The sequence below is a fragment of the Microbulbifer agarilyticus genome (assembly GCF_001999945.1).
Lineage (GTDB): Bacteria > Pseudomonadota > Gammaproteobacteria > Pseudomonadales > Cellvibrionaceae > Microbulbifer > Microbulbifer agarilyticus_A.
The window spans coordinates 1,938,065-1,950,006 of record NZ_CP019650.1 but is presented as its reverse complement, the minus strand read 5'-3'; the positions used below and the strand labels follow the sequence as shown (position 1 = coordinate 1,950,006).

Sequence of the window (11,942 nt, the reverse complement as noted above, 5' to 3'; positions counted from 1 at the left end):
TTCGGTAATAAGATCGTCCTTTATTGGATCTCTGCAACTGTGTTCGAGCTATGGCCGTAAATGTCGTCCCTACTGTGATCTACTCAAGCATGCTGGGTGTGACTCTGTTTGCGTTGCTAGAGTGCCTGAGCAAGCCGAGGCAGCGACAAACGACCTACTTGATTGCACTGTTCTCTTTATTGCTCGTACATATCCTGGGCGAGCTGCATATCTATTCCGGCTTTTACCAATACGCACCTTCGCTGGCGGGATTGCAGTTTCCTATACGCATGTTGTTGGGGCCTGCGCTCTATTTCTACGCGTTTGCCACCATGTCACCGGATAAGGCACTGCCACGCAAAGCCTATGCTCTGGCGATGCTGGGCCCGCTACTGATTGTATTGATCATGCTGCCGTTTCTTTTCGGCAGCTCCCCCGCAGAAAAGCTGGCATTGGCAGACCCGTCGACGCGCGACCCCGCGCTTTGGAAAATTGCCGTTACGACCTGCGTGGTGTCCATGCTGGCATTCATTCTCTTCACCGGCGCCTATCTGGTGGCTACCTTGAGACTGCATACGCGACATCGACGCCAGCTGTTGGATCGATTTGCCTCTATCGAGGATCGCTCGATGGACTGGTTCCGGGTGGTATTACTGTTATGGGGCGCCGCATGGTTGCTTTTCGCAATTGAATACATCGTCGGCTTCCTCGGCTACCGCTGGTTTGGTTCCGGTATTGTACTGCCCACTATTGAAGCGGTGATATTGCTGGTATTTGCCCATCTGGCGATAAACCAGCCGGTATTGACCGATTCGGATAAAGGTAAAGAAACAGATAAAGAGAGCGCCGCACCGGCCAGACTACCGAGTCTCAAAGCCGAGCGTATGCAGCAAATTGCCCAAACACTGAATCAAGTAATGGCGAAAGATAAGTTATATATGGAATCCGACTTATCGTTAAAAAAGCTCTCTGAAACCATATCCGTCAGTGAAAACCATATATCCGAGACGCTATCGCAATTTCTGGATACCAACTTCTTTCAGTTTGTGAATGAATATCGAGTCGACGCGGCCAAGCAATTGGTTAAAGACTCTGATATGCAGGTCTCCGCGATCGCTTACGAGGTGGGTTTTAACTCCAAGTCCACCTTTAATGCGGCCTTCAAGAAGTCCGTCGGCGAGACCCCGACGGCCTACCGCAGGCAGCAAACCCACTAAACTGGCCGCAAACGGTTGTACTAATACGTCCGAACGGGCCCGTCCGGACGCAAATCGCCCTTCTCGCAGGTAATCTCTGCCTAGAAATTCATCAACAGGCATGGAATCTTATGTTGGGCAGATACCTCGACCGCTTACCCTTATCCGGTGCAACTGGCGCGCCGATGACAATTCAGCCACGCGGCTTGCTTAAAGGCGCATCAATATTCTGGTTTTGCTCACTATTGGTGGGCCAATGGATGTTCCTTTATTACATCATCGCGTTTTACGGGTTTTCCGTATTAACAGGGAACCTGGAAATCTGGAACCGATTTGAGCCCCTTGGCAGTACCCCGTACGTTGCCGGTGATTTCGGTGGCAATCTGGCATTTGCTGCGCACGCATTAGGCGCGGGTATCGTCGCATTTGGCGGTGCGCTGCAACTCATTCCGCAAGTGCGTAATCGATTTCCGCATTTCCATCGCATTAATGGTTATATCTACCTTACAACCGTATTGGGCCTCGCCTTATCCGGGTTTTATCTGGTACTCATAAGAGGCACCAGCCCGGATATGCTGTCAGCCATTGGCACTTCCATTAATGGGGTATTTATCCTGTATTTTGCTTATATGGCACTGCGATGCATTAAGAATCGGGATATCGGCAATCATCGGAAATGGGCACTGCGTCTATTCCTAGTTTCAAACGCCCAGTGGTTTCTGCGTGTGGGTGTATTTAGCTACCTGATTACCGGCACGCTGCTGGGCCTTGAGCCTGGATTTGGTGACCCATTCTTCCCAATGTGGACATTCGGTTGTTATCTGCTTCCGCTGCTGACGCTACAGCTGTATTTCTACGCTGCGGAGCGCGGCGGCCCGCAAATACAATATGTGACCAGTGGTGTACTGATCGCACTAACGGTCGCGCTGATCATAGGCGTTGTGGGATATACGCCCTTCTTGCAATCACTTATCGCGGGTGAGCCGCCTTCGCTTTGATCTCGAGGAACTGCACAGATTGCTGCAACCGCAGGTGCTGGTCGAAAGCACGCTAGCAACTAATAGCGACGATTCGTTACCAGGACTTAACCGCGTTTAAACACCTGCGCGAGCATCTCCTTATACGAGGTGGTTTTACGCAGGTTAGCAAGCTGTGGATCGACGCGTAGAAACACCAGCGAATGGGAATGCTGCTCGTAGGCCCGCTCTAGCCAGCGCACTGCGGCATCGCAGTTACCGACGGCGAGGTGGGCCTTGGCCACTTCATAGGCGGGGAGATAGCCATCGGATTCTTGCAAGCCTTCGAGCAGCGTATGCGCTTCCTCTTCCCTGCCGGCCAGGGCCAGTACCCGCGCCAGTGAGGCCACGCTGATCGTATTACCTGAGGATTTCTCGACGCTTCGCTCCAACGCGGAGATCGCCCCGTTGTAATCGCCCATTGCCTCGAGCGTCCAGCCGCGCCAGAGATCCACAAGCTGGAACCCGGGGTCGAGTTCCCGCGCAGTTTCCAGCTGTTGCAATGCCCCCTCGTAATCGCCGGCGTTGTAGAGAACCCAGCCCAGAGCCGCGTTGGCGATTAACGACAATGGATCGAGCTGGGTCGCGTGGCGCATCTCATGTTCCGCCTTGTCGAAACGCCCCGCCGCTACCAGAAGATTGGCGTACCACTGGTGGGCCTTTGAGTAGTCCGGGTTGATGGCGATCGCCTGTAAGAAGCGGGCCTCGGCCTCTTCGAAGTCCCAATCAAAATACAAGGCTGCATAACCCAGCGTCGCCTCTGCCGAGGCGTTGTTTGGATCGAGCTGCAGCGTACGGCGGGCAGCAACCTTGGCGCGGCCAAAGGCTTTCTCCGGCGGCATATAGTCGTAGAACCCGAGTACCGCATAGGCATCGGCGAGCCCGGCCCAGGCCGGCGCATAGTCCGGAGCCAAACTCGTGGCGGCCTCAAAGTATTCCAGTGCGCGGTGCAGGTCAGCCTCAGAGCGTTTGTGCCAATAGAAGCGCCCCTTCAAATAGTTGTCATAGGCAGCCGGATGGATTTCTGCGTGGCTGGTGCCGTTGTTTTCTGGCAACAGTTTGCCGGCCAATGAGGCCACCACGGTCAGTGCAACCTCTTCCTGCAAAGCAAACGTATCGGTGAAGTCCCGCTGGAAACTCTGCGCCCAAAGCTGGTAACCGCTACGGGTATCCACTAAGCGAACATGAATACGCAACTTGTCATCGCTGCGCTGTACACGCCCCTCCACCAACGCATCGGTATCGAGCAGTTCACCGATGGCGCGCGCATCCAGTGTCGAATCTTGCATGGAGAACGAGGAAGTGCGCGCTACCACGCGCAGATCGGGGAAGCTGGCAAGGCGGTTGATGAGTTCATCAGCCAGACCATCACTGAAATAATCCCGCTGGTTGTTTTCACCGGCATTCATAAAAGGCAGCACCGCTACCGAATGAAAACGCTGCGTACCGTGATCTTCTGAACCGGGAAGATCCAGTCCGGCGATGACCGCGAGCGCCAGGATGGCCATAAACACCACCGCGCCACCAGTGACGTGTTGTCGGTTCCAAAGTGAATTACTGGCCGGAGGTTCCGGCACAACGGTAATGCGGTCCAAATTAGCCCCACATACCTGGAGATCTAGGACTTTTTGCTCGGCGCTGCTTGCAGGCTCCACAACCGCCACCGGGGCAATAAACCGGTAACCCTTGCGCGGCTGGGTTTCGACAAAGCGCGGGTTGCGCGGGGAATCATTGAGGGCCTGGCGCAGTTTGCGCACCAGTGTGTTGAGATTGTCGTTGAGTAAACCACTCTGGTCGTCCGGCCAAAAATGACGGAACAGCTCGTCGCGGTCGATCAGTTCTCCGGGTCGGCTGGCCAGCAGCACAAGTAACTTGAGGGGAAGTTCCTGCACAAACACCGTTCGCCCACGTCGAGTCAACGTGAGGTTTTCGGTATTTAAGGTGAATTCTCCGAATTGCAGTATCGCCATGGGCCAGTCTCGTACGGGACCCCTGCCCCGCCGCTCAGTTCATTTATGTTGCTATGCAATTGATTTAAGGGCAGTTTCCAGTTCAGATTAAGGTTCAGGCGCAGTTCATTGAGGGCACTGCAGGTAGCTGCTTCCATGGTAATGACAGCCGTAAGCGGGGGGCTTGCGGCAGCAATTTACAAGGAGACGCTATGCGCCGGAACAAAACTATGACCGACCCAACATTTGCGGGCCGGTCTCCACTGGACGATACCGGAAACCAGTACATCATTGAGCGCACCGTTCCCGGTGCAGATCGCTTGACCGCTGCAGAACTTAAGGCGATCTCGCAGAAGTCGCGCATGATCCTCGAAGCGCTGGGTCCACAAATTCAGTGGCAACAAAGTTATGTTGCCGAAGGCAAATTCTATTGCGTCTATGAGGCACCCAACAAAGATATCATTGCCAAACACGCCGAGCTCGGCGGTTTCCCGGCAGACAGGATCGTACAAGTGTGCAGGATGATCGGACCACAGACCGCGGAAGATATATAAATCGATTACGCGAGCAAGCATCGTATCATCTTGCGACGCTTGCTGCGCGTATTTGTACCAATAAAGCGCGGGATGACCGCAGAAGTGTTACCGGTATTAAAGTAAAAAATATTGTGATTTAACGGCTGTCCGATTTAATTTGTTTTATCGGCATCGCTTTTTCTAAGCTCATCCACGACCTTGACGTCTACCCAAAAGATTCGGGTTATCGGCAATCACCGGAAACACGCTCACCTTACCTTGTTAATCCGCCCTCTCATCTCTGTGACTTCACAGAACCTAAAAGTCGGCACTCAGCAACAGCCCCAATTGTTACCCACCAAAGGCCGGCAATATCTTTTCAGCCGCCATCTGCAAAAATGATTCGCGGGTATGGCCCGTTACCACAATCACAAGCTCGAGTTGGTCAATCACCAGAATGGCAACACCGCCAGCACCCTGCGCCGAGGTCACCGAATAGGTTTTGTCGCCAACAGTCATATCAAGGGGCCACCAATAATTGGTATAGCCAGGGTTCGAGAGATTGGCGCCGCTGTAAAAATCCTGTGACTGTTGATCCGTTAGCGACAGGTTATGTTGCTTCAGGCGTTGCACGAACTCTTGCGACAACAGCTGCTCACCGTTGAACTGCCCATCATTCATCACGAGGATGCCCAGCTTTAGCATATCGCGCGATGTCAGGCTTGAACCGGTTTCACCCCTTGCCAGGCCGCTGGCGTCGTTGCGCCAACTGTAATTGGTGATGCCCAGCTTACCGAACACCTCTGTCCGAACAAACGATTCGGCGGAACCCGGCACCAGGCTCTCAATAACCTGCATGACCATAATCGGGTTAGCGCCCAAGTACTCAAACCTCCGACTATCGTCGGTAATAGGGGCAGTATCTTCCAAGAATGCCTGCACTAGCCCAACACCACTATATTTTTCCTGGTTGGCGTCGTACTTATCGTCATCTTCATCACTAATCTGTAAGCCCGAATTCATATCCAGGGCACTTTGCAGAGTTATCTTGTCGGCACCCTCACCCAGCTTGGAGCGGTCAATTTCCTTCAAAAAACTGACAATGGGTTTATCCAGATCGGCTTGCGTTAAATAACCCAGCTCCATCGCCCGACCTAACGCCAGTGTGGTATAGGCCTTGGTAACGGAAGATTGCGGGTGTGGTAAATCGATACGGCCACGAGCGTAGTAAGATTCAAACAACAGCTTGCCTTTGTGGGCAATCAATAGGCTATCCAGCTTGTCGTGCTGATTATCGGCGATTTCTTCTGTCAGGGCTAAAATCGCCTCCGTATGGCCTGCATCAACACCTAACTCACCTACCGCGATACCATCATTTTTTTCGGCGGGCTTTGCATCTAGCCAAGGTTTGGCTAGCAGCGGAATGTGCCAAAAATTCCGTTTAATGTCGGGCATGTTCCAATGCTTGATCTTGGCTTCAAGGGGTGTTGCTGTGGCCGACAAGTTATTGGCATCACGGTATCGTAGTTCTTCCACCACCTTGGTATCGACCCAATAAATATCACCATTTCCATCGCCACCGCTGCGATTAAAGAACAGATACTTACCGTCTGGCGTTACGATAGCACCCCCTTCGGCGGCTTCAGTATTGATCTTGTCGCCCATATTAATGCCCTCGCCCCAGGAGCCATCAGGCTGCCTAAAGCTGACATACAGGTCGTTATCACCATAACCACTGGTACGTTCACCATCCCAGATCATGTAGGACTCATCAGGAGCGATGAACGGGTGTGCATTCCATTTACCCGCATTGATCTCGACTCCGAAAGGCTGTGGCGCTTCACGCTTCCCGTCCACCACGCGCGAGTAACGAATAAGGCCAGTGCCATCGGGCGTGGCTTCATCCAGCACATAAGTGCCCTTGGCCGATGACATCAGCCGCATAATACGAATGTCTTCGTAAGGCGCGCCCAGGCTTTTAATTTCTGACCAACCATCGGCGGTGCGCGTTTTAAATTGCTTACCCAGATGCATGGTATTGCCATCGGGAGAAAAAATTGGCCGCCCTACCCTTGGCTCGGTTGATTGTTTTTGCCAATTACCGTTCTGATTTTTGTAGCTAATTAGCGACCATTTATTTTCATCTCTTGCTTTTCTCGTGAAATAAAATTCGCTCATATCTGGCGAGAAAAAGCCGCTATAGTCACGTTGCTGAGTAGAGACGATACTCGGCGCAAACACTTCGGGGGCTTTACCCGGAGTTTTTTGGCCCAGGTAAGGCCCAGTCAGCTTGGGTGTAGGGCGCACCTCATCGATTACTTCGCTACTAATCCAATAGAGGTTTGATACTCCACCTTCTTCGTCATAACGACTAAAGAACAGGTATTTACCATCTGGAGTAACGCTCGGCACGGTTTCGCTATAGGTCGAATTTACCTCACTGCCCAAGCTAACCGGCTTAGACCAACCGCCATCGGGCTGCTTAAAGTAAACGTAGATATCACTGTCTTTACGCTCGTCACCCGAGGCCTTGGCATCAACTAGCAAATAGTCTTGCTGTGGCGAGATAAACCCGTGGATACCAAACTCGATACCCGCCTTATCTACCTTGGGATATTCACCATCCACCAGCGGCGCATGGTAGACGCTGGATTCGATGATATTGGTGAAAAACAGGTCGCCGTTGCCTGCCAGCGTCGAATAGAACACTTCGCTGTCATTGATCGGAGATGCAAGCTTCTTGACAGCACCCCAGCCATCGGCAACACGCTCGGCCGTCCAGAATTTGGTATCGGTGAAATCTGCGTTATAGGCGGTAAAGAATAGCTGCTTACCGTCCGGGCTAAAAAACGGCTGCATTTCGCCCGCCTTCTGGCCTTTGGTAAACGCCTCTTGCTCGATGGGCTGCCAGGTGCCGTCGACCAACTTCGACGAATAAATCGCAGCTGGCTTGCCGTCCTTCTGCCCCGAGAAGTACATCTCGTCCAGATCTTTAGAAAAGGCGATTCCGTATTCGTAACGCCCAGTCACCGACACGGTATCTTTAGCAAACAGGCTGGCTTTCGCTCCCGGGATCTCTTGATCAAAATATGGGCTATCGGCTGCAGCCAACGGGGCTATAGACAGCACAGAAAGGGCAAGTACGGTAGGCTTCATCGCAATCGCTACTCTTACTATTATAGAAAACAGCCATAGTATCGACCGGAAGCATGGGTTACAGCATTGACTCGTTAGCTTGCCGTATTAATGGGGCGAATGGATGTCGTAGCTCATCAGCATACAAATGGAGCGACCTAAGAAGCGCTCATTCTATTCTAAATCCCTGCGGGATAATTTTTGAACAATATCATTCGCGATTAATTCAGCCTCTTTGACTTCATCATCGCTCATGAATTTAGCTACGTAGTCATGACCTTCCCCAGAAACTTTATACCATGCATATGCCCGCACATAATCTTTAGGCACACCTCTTCCATAGTAATAGTGACCAGCGACGTGTCCTTGTGCAGTCAACAACCCTGACCAGGCCGCCTCAAGATACAGACTAAAAGATTTCTCATAGTCTCTTTCCATATCTCGACCCGTAGTGTAGGAAACGCCCAAATTCAATGCAGCATTCATATTTCCTTGTTCATAGGACTTATTCAGCCATCTCATGGATTCCGAAAGATCTTTTTCGATCGTCCCCCACGTAAACCTACGCATGGTACCCAATACTAGCTGCGCGCCAGCATGACCCGAATTTGCAGATGCTAGTAGTAATTGATAGGCCTCTGGATAATCTCGCTCTACTCCACGACCATTGAAAAGCATTTCCCCATAGTGATATTGTGCTTCGGCATCCCCTTTCCGAGCCAATTTCTTTATATCCCGCAAGGAATAACCAAGCGGAGGATGCTGACTACATAATGGTTCAATCTCGTTGACTTTCACATAATACATTTCTACAAATTCATTCTTTCTCCACTCCTGACCACCATGCATTTCACTGCCAGAAATTGAGGTTATATATTCCTCGACGACAGTCATTTTTCTTGACTGTTTTAAGGCATCGACAACAATCTTCGGCTGATTTTCGAGAAAGAAACTCACTTCTCGCTCACTCATATCCGCCAACTCTCGACGAATCTCTGAAAGAGATTTTGCACCACCTTGGTTAGTTTCAAAGTCAAAAACTGTTGTTACAATTTTTCTTCCATGTGTCTGCCAGCGCCCCTCCGAGTCAAGCTCAGGTTTTCTTTCATAGCCGCCTTCCGGACTACAACTAAAGACATACAGCTTGTAGCTACCATCCTCATTGAATTCAGCAATATTCGCTGCACCGGCGATTGGCCAGGAAATTGGAACCATCGCCCAAGTTCCAATCAACCTGCTCTCCAGCAAGTTCAACTCTTTGGAATATGAACTAAAACTAACAACGAAGGCGCATAAAAATAAGACATGTCTAGTCATAAGAGAGCTATCACTTCCCTACAAATTCTAAACTAACCTATGTTAGCGAATCACGAATACTTGGATAAAATACATTTTATAGGAAATAGAATATTACTGATATGACAACTTCTTCAACCCTAAAACTAGCTTTTATATGCTTACCAGAAGTCCAGACCAATACACCATCGATATAGACGAAAATTCGCCGCATTTATTGGGCTTCTACCTTTGGTAATCGCCTCTTGCTCGATGAGCTACCACACCTCGCCAACCAGCTCGGGCAAATAGTTCGCAGTAGGCTTCCGGTATTAATTGGGCGACTTGATAAACTGGATCAATCGATCTGGCGGCGCGGCTCATTCGACCGCCGGGTACGCGGATCACGCACAGTACGTGCCTGATCCCGCTTATCCGTTTTCTGCTTGGACTTCTTTTCCTTTTTCCTTTCCTTCTTCTTTGGCTGCTCGTTCTTTGGTTGCTGGCGCTCCTGGCGCGGGGCTGTCTTCGCGGCCGTATTGCGCCGATCATTTGGCGCATTGCGCTGGGGCTGGCGCTGGGGCTGGGGCTGGGCGCGCTGGCTTTGCGGATTGAGCCGGTCGCGGGCCGCGCGGCGATCGATTGTTGAACGATCTACCGCGGGAACAATGCGTGGGTCGCGAATGCCGGCCGGCTTGCCCGCAACGTTAACCACCCGCTCGTCCCGGCTGGACCCCCGATTTGGATTACGACCTGGGTTCCGGCGTTCATTGACGCGCTCAATACGGCGGTCGTTACGGCGATCCCCACCCCGGTTATCCGCCTGAAACGCCCGCTGCTTTGGCTTGGCTACGCCAGCAAACCCTTGGACGCCGTCTCTACCACGATTCTGGCGCTCCTCACGGCGATCCTTGCGCTCGTCGTGATGATCCCTGCGTTCCTCACGGCGATCCCTGAATTCCTCACGACGATCTTTGCGGTCCTCGCGACGGTCCCAGAGGTCCTCACGATGATCCTTGCGCTTCTCACGACGCTCATACCGGTATGGGTTGCTGTCATGCCGTTCCCGCCGCTTGTAACCATCGTCATAAGCATGCCGGCGCGGCGGCTTGTGGTAGTGCCCTCCGGCATAGCGATGGCCATGGCGGCGCAAGCGGGTACGCCAGCGATCATTGAAGTTGACCGAGACATACAGATTCGGGGCGGGAATCCAGGGGCCATGCCAGTGATTGGCGCTGATCCAATGGTCCTGATACCAACGGTAGTAGCGCCCCTGGCGATAGAACACGTCGCTGCGGTCGTAGAATACATATACGCCGAGGGCTTCGTCGTAGTAGCGATAGCCAGGGTCGGTGATCACTGAATAGGAGTAGACCGGCGGTGCCTTGCGAACATAGGTTTGCTCGACCATCACTGGCGGGGCTGATGGGTAGGTGACACAGCCCCCGAGCGTCAAAGTGATGGCTAGAGCGGCGAGTAATCGGTATGGGGCCTGGCGCATGGTGCGTATTCCTTGGATTCACACCTACTTTTTAACCCGCCGCAACTGAATCGTTGCTGAATTCACTCACAAAAAGGACAGAAAAAGCCAAACCCGGGCAATGAAACCACCCAAATGAGGTCGCTAGCTTGCAGAAAGCGCGATTTTTATACGCTCATCTTCATTGGTAATAAATGGCAGCATGCGACTGGCAGTCAGCCATGCAATACCAAAGGCAAACAATCCTGTTGCTTCGACATAGTAGGTCAAGCGGTGAGTGATACCGCTAAAGTCTACCCAGCCCAGAATATCGAGCAGCTGTACGGCCATAGCGCCAAGCATCACTACTCCGCAGGCCCGATAAATTAACCCCCTAACCTTCGCCTGATTAGAATCCTTGTCTTTGGTTCTCAGGTAAAACAGCCAACAAAAAATTGCGAGAATAATGAACATGGAAATTGCCGCGATGGTATGGACAACCCCAACCATCGTGGACTCTGCAGCTGCCCCCTCGACACCCCGGCCTGCAAAGCAATCGCACGGAAAAAATGCCACTGTTGCGACAGCAACCGCTGCGACTTTACTCAAGACCGCTTGAAACAAGGAGTAGCCATTATACGAAAAGAGAAAAGCCGATATGACACAGAGAGCCCCAACGAATACATTGCGGGCAGTATCGGTTAAATGGTATGACAGGCTTATCGAGCTAATACTGACCCCTGGCGTTAGCAGGTCCGTCAGGCTAGCCAATGACAAGGCAATAAATCCCACAATGAATTTAGCTGTGTGGTGATCAATTTCTGTGTCTAGCAGCTTCTTATCCATGAAACCAGCCTCATACATATAGTTAACGTTTAATCGAACTACAGGGACAACAGCAAATCGGCGTGCTTTCGATAGAACTCAGGCATACCCGCATATAGTATTTTCTGGACTGCAGCTTAGACAATAAGCGTAGGTCGTCATACCTTACTCCAAAAAACTACTTTGTCAGTTACTGCCCTCTGTATTGCCTATAGGGGAATTCCTATGGAGACGAGCGTGCCATTCTTGGCAGCGAACTCCAGATCTCTCTTTTGTTAGACATACACCAATAAACAGAAAATCTAGCACGTACTAATGAATCTAATAATATCGACGCGGAAAAAAATTATCGATTCGAATAATCTCGTGAATCAGTTCGCAAAATATTCACGTATAACTTTACCAATATTTTCCTGCAATGTATCTTTTTACAAGAGGTTGATAATAAAATTACCGCCTCAATTCCAATAGCTTTCAAAGTATCAAAAGGACTGAAACAAATGAAAATATTAAAAATTGCCGCAGTTAGTGGCTTTGTAGCAATTATACTTGGAGCTTCCTCCGCTGTTTATGCGGACAATTGTGGAACCCCT

8 protein-coding genes are annotated in these 11,942 nt (G+C 51.3%); 3 read left to right on the top strand and 5 right to left on the bottom strand.

What is annotated here, in order from left to right; all coding sequences use genetic code 11:
- The first annotated feature begins 50 nt into the window (after positions 1–50).
- Positions 51–1,196 carry a helix-turn-helix domain-containing protein gene (locus tag Mag101_RS07900; protein WP_232325178.1) on the top strand — a complete coding sequence of 382 codons (1,146 nt, stop codon included), beginning with the start codon at positions 51–53 and terminating at the stop codon, positions 1,194–1,196.
- Positions 1,197–1,306: 110 nt separating this feature from the next.
- Positions 1,307–2,173 (top strand): DUF2306 domain-containing protein, encoded by an 867-nt coding sequence (locus Mag101_RS07895; RefSeq protein ID WP_077403173.1) that lies wholly within the window; start codon positions 1,307–1,309, stop codon positions 2,171–2,173.
- A gap of 86 nt (positions 2,174–2,259) precedes the next feature.
- On the opposite strand, the gene Mag101_RS07890 is transcribed toward Mag101_RS07895, so the two are convergent.
- On the bottom strand, positions 2,260–4,161 hold the full coding sequence (locus tag Mag101_RS07890) for a tetratricopeptide repeat protein (protein WP_077403170.1): 1,902 nt from the start codon (positions 4,159–4,161) through the stop codon (positions 2,260–2,262).
- 209 nt (positions 4,162–4,370) lie between these two features.
- Between Mag101_RS07890 and Mag101_RS07885 the strand changes: the two genes are divergently transcribed.
- Positions 4,371–4,694 (top strand): DUF4242 domain-containing protein, encoded by a 324-nt coding sequence (locus Mag101_RS07885; protein WP_077408149.1) that lies wholly within the window; start codon positions 4,371–4,373, stop codon positions 4,692–4,694.
- 312 nt (positions 4,695–5,006) lie between these two features.
- On the opposite strand, the gene Mag101_RS07880 is transcribed toward Mag101_RS07885, so the two are convergent.
- From Mag101_RS07880 to Mag101_RS07865, 4 genes are all read right to left on the bottom strand, one after another.
- A complete protein-coding gene (locus Mag101_RS07880; protein WP_077403167.1) occupies positions 5,007–7,811 on the bottom strand; it encodes a serine hydrolase in 2,805 nt (934 codons plus the stop codon).
- A 153-nt stretch (positions 7,812–7,964) separates the two neighbouring features.
- Complete coding sequence (locus Mag101_RS07875; RefSeq protein WP_077403164.1) at positions 7,965–9,107, bottom strand: tetratricopeptide repeat protein; 1,143 nt, start codon at positions 9,105–9,107, stop codon at positions 7,965–7,967.
- A gap of 316 nt (positions 9,108–9,423) precedes the next feature.
- On the bottom strand, positions 9,424–10,566 hold the full coding sequence (locus Mag101_RS07870) for a hypothetical protein (RefSeq protein ID WP_077403162.1): 1,143 nt from the start codon (positions 10,564–10,566) through the stop codon (positions 9,424–9,426).
- Between the two features lie 123 nt (positions 10,567–10,689).
- Positions 10,690–11,370 (bottom strand): DUF998 domain-containing protein, encoded by a 681-nt coding sequence (locus Mag101_RS07865; RefSeq protein WP_077403159.1) that lies wholly within the window; start codon positions 11,368–11,370, stop codon positions 10,690–10,692.
- Between the last annotated feature and the right edge of the window lie 572 nt (positions 11,371–11,942).